The 12,037-nt window shown below is 71.0% G+C and carries 12 protein-coding genes; 6 read left to right on the forward strand and 6 right to left on the reverse strand.

Annotated elements, in window-relative coordinates:
- Positions 1 to 124 precede the first annotated feature (124 nt).
- The 3 genes from sigE (at position 125) to OGL89_RS01675 (ending at position 2,950) form a co-directional block, all read left to right on the forward strand.
- Positions 125 to 712, forward strand: a complete 588-nt coding sequence (gene sigE / locus OGL89_RS01665) for an RNA polymerase sigma factor SigE (RefSeq protein ID WP_263118103.1) — start codon at positions 125 to 127, stop codon at positions 710 to 712.
- Positions 709 to 1,677 carry a zf-HC2 domain-containing protein gene (locus OGL89_RS01670; RefSeq protein ID WP_263118104.1) on the forward strand — a complete coding sequence of 323 codons (969 nt, stop codon included), beginning with the start codon at positions 709 to 711 and terminating at the stop codon, positions 1,675 to 1,677. The genes sigE and OGL89_RS01670 overlap by 4 nt, the downstream gene beginning before the upstream one ends.
- Before the next feature lie 253 nt (positions 1,678 to 1,930).
- Positions 1,931 to 2,950 carry an RNA polymerase sigma factor gene (locus OGL89_RS01675; protein ID WP_346770652.1) on the forward strand — a complete coding sequence of 340 codons (1,020 nt, stop codon included), beginning with the start codon at positions 1,931 to 1,933 and terminating at the stop codon, positions 2,948 to 2,950.
- A gap of 55 nt (positions 2,951 to 3,005) precedes the next feature.
- On the opposite strand, the gene OGL89_RS01680 is transcribed toward OGL89_RS01675, so the two are convergent.
- Positions 3,006 to 3,449, reverse strand: coding sequence for a MarR family transcriptional regulator (locus OGL89_RS01680; RefSeq protein ID WP_263118105.1), 444 nt, complete (start codon positions 3,447 to 3,449; stop codon positions 3,006 to 3,008).
- Positions 3,450 to 3,531: 82 nt separating this feature from the next.
- On the opposite strand from OGL89_RS01680, the gene OGL89_RS01685 reads away from it, so the two are divergent.
- The 3 genes from OGL89_RS01685 to otsB all read left to right on the forward strand — a co-directional run bounded on the left by OGL89_RS01685 (position 3,532) and on the right by otsB (position 6,050).
- Complete coding sequence (locus tag OGL89_RS01685; protein WP_263118106.1) at positions 3,532 to 4,572, forward strand: zinc-binding dehydrogenase; 1,041 nt, start codon at positions 3,532 to 3,534, stop codon at positions 4,570 to 4,572.
- A complete protein-coding gene (locus OGL89_RS01690; RefSeq protein ID WP_263118107.1) occupies positions 4,569 to 5,147 on the forward strand; it encodes an isochorismatase family cysteine hydrolase in 579 nt (192 codons plus the stop codon). The genes OGL89_RS01685 and OGL89_RS01690 overlap by 4 nt, the downstream gene beginning before the upstream one ends.
- A gap of 99 nt (positions 5,148 to 5,246) precedes the next feature.
- The gene (otsB, locus tag OGL89_RS01695) at positions 5,247 to 6,050 is read left to right on the forward strand and encodes a trehalose-phosphatase (protein WP_263118108.1); all 804 of its coding nucleotides are present in this window, start codon (positions 5,247 to 5,249) and stop codon (positions 6,048 to 6,050) included.
- A 75-nt stretch (positions 6,051 to 6,125) separates the two neighbouring features.
- Here the strand turns inward: otsB and OGL89_RS01700 are convergent, their stop codons facing one another.
- From OGL89_RS01700 to OGL89_RS01720, 5 genes are all read right to left on the reverse strand, one after another.
- On the reverse strand, positions 6,126 to 7,070 hold the full coding sequence (locus OGL89_RS01700; protein WP_263118109.1) for a carbohydrate kinase: 945 nt from the start codon (positions 7,068 to 7,070) through the stop codon (positions 6,126 to 6,128).
- 33 nt (positions 7,071 to 7,103) lie between these two features.
- Positions 7,104 to 8,669: a glycoside hydrolase family 32 protein gene (locus OGL89_RS01705; protein ID WP_263118110.1), complete on the reverse strand. Its 1,566-nt coding sequence runs from the start codon at positions 8,667 to 8,669 to the stop codon at positions 7,104 to 7,106.
- Positions 8,670 to 8,735: 66 nt separating this feature from the next.
- Entirely contained in the window at positions 8,736 to 10,205 is a 1,470-nt protein-coding gene (locus OGL89_RS01710) for a glycoside hydrolase family 32 protein (RefSeq protein WP_263118111.1), read from the reverse strand.
- 9 nt (positions 10,206 to 10,214) lie between these two features.
- Positions 10,215 to 11,228, reverse strand: a complete 1,014-nt coding sequence (locus tag OGL89_RS01715; protein ID WP_263118112.1) for a LacI family DNA-binding transcriptional regulator — start codon at positions 11,226 to 11,228, stop codon at positions 10,215 to 10,217.
- Positions 11,225 to 12,037 (reverse strand): carbohydrate ABC transporter permease (locus tag OGL89_RS01720; RefSeq protein WP_263118113.1); only part of this gene is annotated, 813 nt, incomplete at its 5' end. The genes OGL89_RS01715 and OGL89_RS01720, both read right to left, overlap by 4 nt.

A 12,037-nucleotide genomic window follows, 5' to 3' on the forward strand; every position in this document is an offset into this window, starting at 1 on the left:
CTCAGCCTAGTGCCCGGGAACTGCACAGGGTCCTCACGCGTTGCCAGAAGACGCGGGCTCGGATCGCCTGCGACACTGGTACCCGCCCCGCATCGTGCGGGACGACCTCGACGAAGGACGTGGATTGGCCCCTACGGCACCCGACCCGGACTGGCAGCCCCCGAGCTGGGAGTCCATCGTGCGCGAGCACTCGGCGCGCGTGTACCGCCTGGCCTACCGCCTGACCGGCAACCGGCAGGACGCCGAGGACCTCACCCAGGAGACCTTCATCCGGGTGTTCCGCTCGCTGTCCAGCTACACCCCCGGCACCTTCGAGGGCTGGCTGCACCGGATCACCACCAACCTCTTCCTGGACGGCGCGCGCCGCAAGCAGCGGATCCGGATGGACGCGATGGGGGAGGAGTCCGACCGGTTCGCCGCGGCCGAGGGACTCGACCGGCCCGAGCGCGCCTTCGAGCACGAGAACCTGGACGTCGACATCCAGGCCGCCCTGGACGAGCTGCCGCCGGACTACCGCGCCGCCGTCGTGCTGTGCGACATCGAGGGACTGTCCTACGAGGAGATCGCGGTCACCCTGGGCATCAAGCTGGGGACCGTCCGATCCAGGATCCACCGCGCCCGAGCCCGGCTGCGGGTCTCGCTGGAGCACCGTGCACCGCGCACGATCGCCGGCCTGGAGGAGATCGAGTCCGCAGAGGCGGTCGCCCGGTGAGCGGGCTGGGCGGGCACCTCGGCGACCGGGTCAGCGCCCTCGTCGACGGGCAGCTCACCCCCGCCGCCACCGAGCGCGCGCTGTCCCACGTGGCCGGGTGCCCCCGATGCGCCGCCGAGCTCTCCGACGCCCGGCACGCCCGCCGGATGCTGGCCCAGGTCTGCGACGTCCGGCCCGAGGGCGACCTGACCGCCCGGCTGATGGCCCTGGGCTGTGCGCCCACCGGCTTCGCGCCACCCGCCGGCGCGGCCGCGCAGCCCGCGGCCGCCGTCACCACGCCGCCGAGCCGCCTGACCTCCTGGCTGCCGGCGCTGAGCGGTCACGGCGCACTCACCGGGGAGATCGCCCCGGCCCGGCGCGGACTCCGGGTGCTGGTCGGCTCGGTCACCGGGGTCGGCGTGGTCGCGGTCGGCCTGTTCGTGCTCGGCGGTCGCCCCGCGGCCGTGACGCCCTCCGCCCAGCCGCAGGAGGCGCTCTCCCTGCTCGGCCAGACCGAGGTCGGCGCCCCCGCGATGTCGGTGTCCACCGGCGGCCAGGAGTCCACGACCGAGGAGTACCTCGCCTGGATGCGCCAGGCGGGATGGACCTCCCCGGCCGAGATCCCCGAGGGCTGGTCGGTCACCTCCGTCCGGCTGCAGGACGACGGCGACACGCTCCAGGTCGGGATCGCCGGTCCGCTGGGCGAGCTGGTGGTCACCGAGCAGCACGGTCAGCTCGACCCCGCCGCCCTGGTCGGCGCCGATCAGCTGACCGTCTCCGACCACACGGTCTACCTGCTGTCCCGCGCGCCCTGGCATCTGGCCTGGCAGGACGGCGACACGGTGGTCGAGGTGGTGTCCGACGACGACGGCGCCTCCGCCAGCGAGGTGGTCTCCGCCTTCCCGGGCAGCGCCTACGACGACGGGGTGCCCGCGCGGCTGACCCGCGGCTGGGACACGCTCGCGGCGGCGGTCTCGCTGCCCTGACGGGGGAGCGGCGCGGATCGTGGCCGACGTCGTGCCGCCCGGTCGGGCCGGTGGGGAACACCGGGCCGAACCGCCTGCGGGTACAATGAGGGTGCAATGCGCCCCGGCTCCCATGGCCGGGAGCTGCGGCCGGGACGTGTGGTCCCGGCACCCCGATCGGGTCGCTGCCGTGCTGGTCGCGGTGGCCGGCAGGCGCGTGCGACACCACCGACGGCCGCCCTCCGCGTCGTCGAGCTGAGGGAGCACCGGTTCGATGCACCAGACCACTCTCGATTCGCCGACCGTGTCCCCGGTGGGGGACGACGCGTACGTGCTGACCTCCGACGAGGACGATGCTCCGGCCCCGGTGGTCGTGACCGCCGGTGCGAGTGCGGATCCGGTCAAGGACTACCTCCGTCTGATCGGCCGGGTCCCGTTGCTCACCGCTGAGGAGGAGGTGAGCATCGCCGAGCGGATCGAGGTCGGACAGTTCGCGGCTCACCTCATCGGCGAGGGGAGCACGCACCGCGACGCCACAGTCCGAGAGCTGGACCTGCTGGCGCGTGACGGGGAGAGCGCCAAGCGGCACCTCATCGAGGCGAACCTGCGCCTGGTCGTGTCGATCGCGAAGAAGTACTCCGGACGGGGCATGTCGTTCCTGGACCTGATCCAGGAGGGCAACGCCGGCCTGATCCGAGCCGTGGAGAAGTTCGACTACGCCAAGGGGTTCAAGTTCTCGACCTACGCGACGTGGTGGATCCGTCAGGCGATCACCCGGGGCATGGCCGACCAGTCCCGCACCATCCGGATCCCCGTGCACATGGTCGAGGAGATCAACCGGGTGGCCCGCGTGCAGCGGGACCTGCTGCAGCAGCTCGGGCGCGATGCTCTTCCGGAGGAGATCGGGGACGTGCTCGATCTGTCGGCAGAGCGGGTCGGCGAGATCCAGAAGCACGGCAGGCAGCCGGTGGCGTTGGAGACTCCCCTGGGAACCGACGGGGCCACGTCGTTCGGCGACCTGCTGGAGGACGCGGACGCGGTCAGCCCGATCGAATCCGTGTCGTTCGGGCTGCTCAGGGAGCAGCTGAACGGGATCCTGGACACGTTGACCGAGCGTGAGGCGGGTGTGATCACGCAGCGGTTCGGGCTCGGGAACGGGGTTCCGGCGACCTTGGACCAGATCGGCAAGCACTACGGGGTCACCCGGGAGCGGATCCGGCAGATCGAGTCGAAGACGATGGCGAAGCTGCGCCATCCCTCACGCTCGCAGGTCCTGCGCGACTACCTCGACTGAGCGGTCCTGCGTTCACCGCTGTGCAGAACATCGGCCCGGGGCCCGTCTCCGCGGATCAGGACCGTTCTACGCCGACGGCGGCGAGGATCGCGGTGAGATCGCGGGTGTGTTCCGGCCGCAGACCCAGGAACGCCTGCCGCACGACCTCCGCGTACCCGGCCGCCAGTCGCTCGACCACAGCCCGCCCGTCGCCGGTGATCGAGGCCGTGACCCCGCGGTCGTCGTCCTGGGCCGCCGATCGGGTGCACAGCCCGCGCGCCTCCAGCGTCGTGACCTGATAGGTGAGGCCACTGCGGCTGATCACGGCTCCCTGGGCGAGCTCGTGCATCCGTAGCGAGGGCCGATCGGTGAACGCAAGGCGCATCAGGATCCGGAACTGCACGTAGGTGAGTCCGCCCGCGCTGCGCAGGTAGTGACCTGACACCCGTTGCAGGTGAGCGCTGACGTCCATCAGGGCGAAGGACGACCGTAGCGCTGTGGCCTCGGGCTCTCCGATCATGCGATCCAGGCTATCGGTTCACATCTGAACGACCTGCGATACCGTGACGAGATAGTTCAACTCGGAACGACTGGAGGACCAGATGGGCGAGCACGTGCGGGTGGTCGTGGTGACGGGCCCGGGCGCGGTCGACGTGCGAGAGATCGAGCGTCCGAGGGTCGGACCGCGTGACGTGTTGCTGCAGGTCCGCGCGTGCGGTGTGTGCGGATCCGACGGCTTCTACATCGCGCGCGGCGGCATCCCGCCGCGCGAGGGTGCGACCCCGCTCGGTCACGAGATCGCCGCTGAAGTGATCGAGGTCGGGCACGAGGTCGAGGGCCTCCGGACCGGCAACCGGGTGGTGGTCGATCCGACCGCAGCACCGAGTGGCATCATCGGCAACGGCGGTGCGCTCGGGGGACTCGCGGATCTGCTGCTCATCGAGGACGCCGCGGTCGGGGTGAACGTCGCCGTCGTCCCGGACGACGTCCCGTGGGAGGTCGCCGCGCTCAACGAGCCGATGGCGGTCGCCAAGCACGCCGTCAATCGGCTCGAACCCCAGGAGGGGGAGAAAGCGGTCGTCTTCGGCGCCGGCCCGATCGGGCTCGGTGCCCTGATCGATCTCACGCGCCGGGGCGTCGACGTGGTGGTCGTGGACGTGGTCCCGTCCCGCCTGGACAAGGCCCTGCAGCTCGGCGCGTCCGCGGTGGTGAACTCGGCGGACGACGACCTGGGCGCCCGGCTGGCCGCAGCACACGGCGAGGTGCCCCTGCGCCCCGGCGACCACCGCCCGGGCACCGACATGTATCTGGACGCCGCCGGGGCGCCCGCCGTCATCGAGGCCGTCCAGCGCCTGGCGAAGCACGGCGCGAGGTTGAGCATCGCCGGTGTGCACAAGCAGCCTGTTCCGGTCGACTTCGGCGCGCTGCTCAGCACCGAGATCACGATCAGCCTGTCCCGGGGCTATCCCACCGAGATCTTCGAGGTGACGCGTGACATCGTCCAGGACTGGCGGCGCTACCAGCAGATCATCAGCCACCGCATCCCGTTCGATCGGGTCGTCGAGGCTCTCCGGCTCGCCGCCACCCCGGGGGCGGCCGAGAAGGTCGTCGTGACCTTCGGCGCCGACGAGCAGCACGCATGACCCCCGACCCGGTCGTCGCGCTGATCGTGGTGGATCTGCAGACGGCGACGGTGCGCAATCCGCTGATCCACCCGGTCGAGGGAGTCGTCGACAACGCGGCCCGGCTCGCGCGGGCATTCCGTGCGCGCAGTCTGCCGGTGGTGCTCGCCCGGGCTCGCCTCGACCACCCGCCGGCCGGACGTACGAGCGTCGGGAACGGGCGGCCACCCGTCCCCGTGGAGCTCCTGGAACTCGTCCCCGCGCTCGAAGTCCAGCCGCAGGACCTCGTGGTCGAACACCGTGGCTGGAGCGCCTTCACGCAGACCGGCCTCACGCGCAGGCTCCGTGATCTCGGCGTGACGCAGGTCGTCGTCGTCGGGTTGGCCACGTCCTTCGGAGTGGAGTCGACCGCGCGGACCGCCTACGACTGCGGCTTCCACGTGGTGGTCGTGAGCGACGCGACGTCCGACCTGTCCTCCGCCGGGTATGAGCACACGCTCCGAGCGGTCGTCCCCGTCCTGGGGGAGGTCGCGACCACGGCGGAGGTCCTGGAGTCCGTCGAGGCGGCGGGCCGGAGCGGCGAGGGCACGCCGTGACGGGTGTTGCGACCTCTGCGGCCATCATCGGGCAGCTCAGGAGGTCCACTCCTGTTACGTGAAGCCACCGCCTGCTGCGGCCCGAGCTAGTGTCGACCCATGGACGCGGCCACCACTGCACTGCGCGCTCTGGCCGACGAGGGTCGCGCGGGATTGGTCATGGACTTCGACGGCGTCCTCTCGCACATCACTGCCGATCCGGCGGAGAGCCAACTGCTGCCGGGCGTGCGCGAGCTCCTCGGAAGCCTCGCGAAGAGGCTCGCCGTGGTGGCCCTCCTCTCCGGCCGGCCCGCCGGCTTCCTGGCTGAACGCGCGACCATTCCCGGCGTCGAGCTCCATGGCTCCTACGGCGTCGAACGAGTCGGCGATGCGGGCGACATCGAGGTGCTACCCGAAGCCCTCCGGTGGAGGACCGCCCTTGCGGAGGCCACGCACATCCTGCGCCAGGAACTCGCCGAGGTGGAAGGCGTTCACATCGAGGAGAAATCCGTCGCCGTGGCGGTGCACTGGCGACGGGCACCAGACCGTGACGCGGCCGAGTCCCTCGTCGCCCCGACCCTCACCACAGTCCGCGAGACCTTCGGGCTACGACGTGAGCCGGGCAAGTTCGTCGAAGAGCTGCGGATGCCGCTCGCTCGCGACAAGGGCACGACGTTGCGCGACATCGTCGAGGCACACGGGCTGCGCACCGTCGCGTACGCGGGAGATGACCGCGGCGACCTGCCGGCCTTCGCCGTAGCGACCGTGCGAGGTCATGCCCTGGTCGTCGACGGCCCCGACATGCCCCGCGAAGTGGCCGATGTCGCAGGCGCACACTTCACGTCTCCCGCGGAGTTCGTGGCATGGCTCGAACGTCTCGACGACGCCCTGGAGAGAATCCCCCGGAGCACTCGCGCCGAGTGAGAGGGACCCTGCCACCAGACTGCTCACCCCGCCCGGGGCCCACCCGCCTCCGGCGGTCGAGAGAGACGTTCCAGTTCAGGGCATCCCATCGAGCTGGGCCGTCGTCGGCGGGTCCGCGCCGGGGCGCGAGACGGTCACCGCAGCCGCCCGCGCGGCCCGCCGCACGAGAGCGGAGAGTCGTCCTTCGCCCAGACCGGTCAGGTCGGTCCGCGCCGTCGCCCCGGCGACGCCCTGGGAGGCGAGTCCGTCGATCAGGGCGCCCATGAAGGTGTCACCTGCACCCACCGTGTCCACCACCTCGGTCGGAACGCCTGGCACGTCGATGACCCGGTCCCCGGACACGGCGAGTGCGCCGCTCCTTCCACGCGTGACGACCACGAGGCCCGGTCCGGTGCGGCACCAGGACCGGGCGGCCTGTACGTGGTCGGCGCCCGGATGCAGCCAGTCCAGATCCTCGTCGCTGGCTTTCACCACGTCCGCGCGCCGGATGAGGTCGTGCACCGCATCGCGCACCGTGTCCCCGTCGTCGATCATCCGGGGGCGGATGTTCGGGTCGTAGGTCACCAGGGCGCGGCCGCGATGGCGGTCCACCAGGTCGGACACCTCGGACGCGCCAGGGCCGACCGTGGCACCGAGGGAACCGATGTGGAGCACCTCGGCCTCCGGTACCTCGGCGCCGCGGAGGTCCCAGGTGATCGAGAAGTCGTAGTGCGCCGCGCCGTCGGGGCCCAGGTACGCGGTCGAGATCGAGGTCTGCGGGGCTCGGACGGCATGGAGGCGCACCTGCGAGGCCTCGAGCCAGAGGCGCACCCGCTCCCCGCGCGGATCGGTTCCCAACGCGGTCAGCAGACGGGGCCGGCGGCCGAGCCGCCCGAGTGCCAGTGCCACGTTCGCCGGGCTGCCGCCCGGCGCTTCCTCGACCGTCCCGTCGTGGCGGTGCACGACATCGATGAGCGCCTCGCCGGCGACGAGGATGTCGGGTCCATCTCCGCGCTCGCCCGTGACCGCGGTGCTGCGCATCCGGGATGAGCTCCCTCGCGTGGGTGACACGGGTCAGATCGCCTGGCCGAACTCGCGGATGGTCAGGCCGCTGAAGAGCGCTGCCCCGCCGTCGCTGTACAGCGAGATGCCGGTGTCCGTCTCCAGGAAGTGCACCTGCTGGGAGAGCACGGTGTGACCGGTGCCGACGAAGACCTCGACGCTCTGGGTGTCGACCAGGATGCGCAGGTGGACGGCACGGGCCGTCGCGTCGATCGGGGCCGCGGCGCGGTGGTAGGGGGTGAGGGAGAAGCCGGCCAGGTCGGAGGGTGCCCGGTCGACGTACAGATCGGAGCCGTACTTCCCGATGTTGGTGTGCCGGGTGCCGTCCGCGGAGCGGCCCACGGATACCCCGACGTTGGTGGCGGCGTCCCAGGCGATGTCGAGTTCGAGTTCGTAGGCACGGCCGTTCCAGGGCAGCACGACGCTGCCGTCCACGCTCTGGTCGGGCAGCGTGGTGGTGGAGGTGGCGTAGCCGGACAGCGCCGGAACCGGGGCGCTCAGGATCTGGTACCGACCGTCGGGCTGGCGGTCGAGCCGGAGTTCGCGCACCACCGAGTTCTGTCCGTTGTAGCCGTCGGAGGCGTCGGTCGGCACGTCCCGCGCGGCGTACTTCCAATTGTTCATCCAGGCGATCGCCAGACGGCGGGTCTCCGGCGCCGCGATGGAGGGCCAGGTGACGGCGGCGTACCAGTCCCAGCCCCAGTCCAGCCACTGAGGCGTGAGGTCGTCGGCGAGGAACTGCTCGCCGTCCCAGGTCCCGGTCCAGTAGGCGTAGGTCATCGGCAGGCCGACGGCGTAGGCGTCCATGCTGGCGCCGAGCACCCAGTGCCGGGTTCCGTCGTCTGCGGTCATCTCGAACAGGTCGGGGCACTCGACCCCGCCGAGGTCGTGATTCGGGTAGTCGAAGTTCCGCCGGAGCTGCCAGTCCCGCAGGTTCGGGGAGGTGTAGAACGCGGCGTACCGCGCCCGGCCGATGACACAGACCCATTCGGCGCGGGCCGCGTCCCAGTGGATCTTGGGGTCGCGGAACCACTCGGCGTTGTCGATCTCCGCCGGTGTGACCGCGGTCCGCCCGTCGGTGTTCACGATCACCGGATCGGGCAACGCGGTGAAGCTGTAGCCGCCGTCGGTCGAGTAGTACAGGTACTGCTCCTGGTAACGGCGGATCCCGTCGGTCGGCTGCGTGGCCAGCGCGACGACCGTCCCGGCACCGAAGCCCGCGGTGTCCGCGGTGTCGACGACCGCCGATCCGGACCAGACCGGGAAGTCGGGCCGCAGCGGCATCACGGTGCCGTGATGGGTGAAGGCGACGCCGTCGCCGGTGGTGGCGTGGTCCCAGCCGCCGGGTCCGTTGTTCTGGTCGGAGTGCAGGTAGTAGAGCTGGTAGGCACCACCGGTGGTGACGGGGCGCTGCGGGTCGCAGAGCCATCCCGACGGTGGGGTCATGTGGTAGACCGCGCGCAGCGACCCGGGTGTCGCGGCGCGCGCGTGGGTCGGTGCCGCCTCGCTGAGCAGGAGCGCCAGCGCTCCTGCTCCGGCCCCTTGCAGCACACGTCGTCGTGAGATGGATCGGTCCATGATCGGTTCCTCTCGGTGCCGGGCCGCGCAGGGCGGTCCGGGCGGGTCGTGGGGATCGGTGGGACGTCAGTCGGGTGGGGTGGCGGGCAGGTGAACGACGGGGTCGACCGTCGTGATCGTCACCGGGCCCCGGCCGGAGGTGTCCACGCTCACGGTGACCGGACCGGGCCCGAAGGGGACGAGGTTCGAGATGCACTGCTCCCCGCCGTTCACGAACACCTCCAGCAACGAACCGTCCAGGCTCACGAGCAGTCGGGCCGGACGATCGGAGCTCAGTGCGGCGGTGCTGACGGTGGGGAAGTCCGGGTGCACCGACTCCGCCGCCGGGCCGGTGCGCGTGACGCGCAGCTCGCCCGTCGCCACCTCGTGCCGGACCGCCACCTCAGCGCCGGCGCCCGCGTTCAGCCGCACCGTGAGCGGGCCGGTCGAGCGGGGGTCCCAGCCCAGCTCACACAGCAGGTGCCCGCCGGACCGGTGCTCGAAGGGCTGAGCGACGCCGGGCACGGTCGACGGGACGGCGGCACGCAGCCACTCGGCCACCTCGCCGACGGGCGCTTGCCGGAGCAGGTACCGGCCCTCGCTGCGCGTCAGGTCGAGTCGGCGTGGCAGCGACATCGCCCCCCGCCACGGCGAGGTGGGGATCTCGTGCGCGTACCGCCAGTTGTTCATCCAGGCGAGCAGGACAGCTTCCCCGGACGGCGTCCGGTCGAAGGTGACCCCGGCGTAGAGGTCGCGGCCGTGGTCGAGACGGACGAGCCGCGCCTCGTCGGCGGTGAATTCCCGTCCGTCGAAGTCGCCGACGACATAGCTCATCGACGAGCCGTCGGGATCCGGGTGTTCGCCCACCGGGTTCGTGCTCAGCAGCAGCACCCAGCGTTCCTCGTCACCGCCGTCGACGGGCAGCCGGAGCAGGTCCGGGCACTCCCAGACCACGCCCTTCGGCCCGATCGGGCCAAAGGTGCTGAGGTGCTCCCACTCCCGCAGATCGGACGACTCGTAGAACAGCACCTGGCGGTCGTCGGCCTCGACCGCGACCAGGATCCAGCGCGCGCGCCCCTCGTTGTCGACGTACCGGGTCACCTTCGGGTCCCGGAACGCGGCCGTGCCCCGGTCCAGGACCGGGTTGGCGGGGTCGCGGTCCCAGGTCCAGCCACCGTCGGTGCTGGTGGCCCTGGACTGCGCCTGGTGCTGGTCGTCGTAGGCACTGGTGTACAGAGCGGTGAGGGTGCCGTCCTCCGGGGTCCGCGAGGCGACGACGGAACCCGAGAACACCTGTTCGCCGTCCCGGTAGCGCAGGGCCACCGGGTGCTCGGTCCAGCGCAGCAGGTCCGGGCTCGTGGCGTGCCCCCAGCTCATGTTGCCCCAGTCCGGGCTCTCCGGGTTGTACTGGTAGTACACGTGCCACAGCCCGCCGTGGTGCACGAGCCCGTTGGGGTCGTTCATCCAGTTGCGCCGGGGAGTGAGGTGGAACCGCGGCCGTGTCATCCCTGCCGGGGCCGGTGGCCGGGGGGTGTCGATCCGGTCGATCGCCGTCATGGCATCCCCTCAGACCGAGGACCGGCGGACCGGGGGACAGGCCACGAGCAACCGCCCGACCTCACCCTCCAGCCCGAGCAGCACACGCACCCCGGCCGCCCCGAGTTCGTAGTGCGGCAGGGCCACCGTGGACAGCGGCGGGCGCAGATGGGCCGAGATGACGTCCTGGTTGTCAAAGCCGACCACGGCCACGTCGTCCGGGATCCGCCGACCGTTCTCACGCAGGCCGTCGTACAGGCCCATCGCGACCCGGTCGTTGTGGCAGAACACCGCCGTCGCCCCGGAGGCGAGGACGTCCGAGGTCGCCCCGTAGCCGCCCTCCTGGTGCGGTTCGACCGGGAACACCAGGTCCTGGTCGAAGGTGACCCCCGCCGCGTCGAGTGCCGCGCGGTACCCGGCGAGTCGCCCTGCCTGCGCCGGCGACGGCGTCGTGGTGTTGAGGAAGGCGATCCGGCGGTGCCCCGACGTGAGCAGTTCCTCGGTCGCGGTGCGCCCGCCCTGTTCCTCGTCGGGGACGACGGCGGGCAGACCGCTGCCCTCGGCGAAGCAGTCCACCAGGACCGCGTCGGCCTGGTGCAGCGCCTCGGGGACGGCGATCTCCCTGTGGTACCAGGTCGAGTAGAGGATCCCGTGCACCTGGTGTTCGAGCATCATCGCGATGGCGTCGTTCTCGGCCGCGACGTTGCCTTCGGTGTTGGCGACCAGGAGAACGTACCCGTGCTTCCAGGCCTCGTCCTGGGCGCCGTGGATGATCTGCCCGGCGAAGGGCGTGGTGGCGATCGCGTCGGCGACCAGGCCGATGAAGCGGGAGGACCCCTGGGACAGGGTCTTGGCCAGGGCGTTCGGGCGATAGCCCAGCACGGCCACGGCGTCCTGGACCCGGCGGCGTGCCTCGTCGCCGATCCGGGCACCCGCCTTGTTGTTGACGACGTGCGACACCGTCGCCACCGAGACCCCTGCCGCTCTCGCGACGTCCCGCATCGTCGGGGGGTGCCCGGCCCTGCCGTGATCGGTGTCGTTCATCCCTTGACCGCTCCGCTCTCCAGACCCTGGATCATCGCCTTGTTGAGGACCAGGAAGACCAGCAGCAGCGGCGTGACCGTCACGCACACCGCCGCGAACGTCGCCGTCCAGTCGGTGTTCCCCATCGCCCCGATGTAGTTCTGCAGTCCCAGCGGGATCGTCTTGAGCCCATCCGACAGCACGAACGTGTTGGCGAAGATGAAATCGTTCCAGATGAAGATGCTGTTCACGAGGACGACGGTGATGATCGTGTTCGTCGACAGTCGCAGGGTGATCTGGCTGAAGATCCGGTACGGGCCGGCACCGTCCAGTGAGGCGGCCTCGTAGGTCTCACGGGGGATGTACTCGTAGAACGAGGAGAACAGGTAGACCGCCATCGGCAGGGCGAACGCCGCGAGCGGGATGATCATCGACAGGTGCGTGTCGAGCAGCCCGACCTGCGCGTAGTCGATGAACAGCGGGACGAGGGAGATCTGCACCGGAACGACGATGCCCATCAGGAACAGCCCTCGCACCAGCGGGCTCAGGCGGAAGCCCAGCACCTGCAGCGCGTAGGCCGCCATCATGCCGGCGACCACGATCAGCAGGCTCGCGCCGACGGTCACGATGAAGCTGTTCGCGATGTTCAGCCAGAGATTGCCGGTGGAGAACGCCCGGCTGTAGTTCTCGAGGGTGAAGGAGGACGGCAGCGCGAACGGATTCCCGCCCGCGAAGTCGGCGGCGGTGCGGAAGCTGGTCAGGAGCAGCCACACCAGGGGGTACACCTGGACGACCACGATCACCACGATCGTCGCGGTGAGGAGCGCACG

It is taken from the genome of Cellulomonas sp. RIT-PI-Y (assembly GCF_025642745.1).
In the GTDB taxonomy this organism is placed as follows: domain Bacteria; phylum Actinomycetota; class Actinomycetes; order Actinomycetales; family Cellulomonadaceae; genus Cellulomonas.